Genomic DNA, 254 nt, shown 5'->3' with positions numbered 1-254 from the left:
AACTCATTTTGATGAGAATGTGATTTGATGATAAAATACGTTTATAAAAAATTGGTGTCAGACAACATGATGCAGATGAAAGGAAGTTAAACTCATGGGAAATGAAGTGCGTGTTCGTTATGCACCGAGTCCAACTGGTCATTTACATATTGGGAATGCTAGAACGGCTCTTTTCAACTATTTGTTCGCACGCAGTCAAGGCGGCAAATTTATTATTCGAATCGAAGATACGGACCAAAAGCGTAATGTAGAGG

The 254-nt window shown here is 38.2% G+C and carries 1 protein-coding gene; it reads left to right on the top strand.

The features are described 5' to 3' along the window. Nucleotides 1-94 precede the first annotated feature (94 nt). The coding region (locus SB658_RS25780; RefSeq protein ID WP_410603308.1) for a glutamate--tRNA ligase family protein at nucleotides 95-254 on the top strand (160 nt) is incomplete at its 3' end.

Origin of the sequence: Bacillus sp. SIMBA_008, assembly GCF_046535495.1 — a bacterium.
In the GTDB taxonomy this organism is placed as follows: Bacteria; Bacillota; Bacilli; order Bacillales; family Bacillaceae; genus Bacillus; species Bacillus subtilis.
The sequence above is the reverse complement of the archived record's forward strand: the minus strand, read 5'-3'. Positions and strand labels throughout refer to the sequence as shown.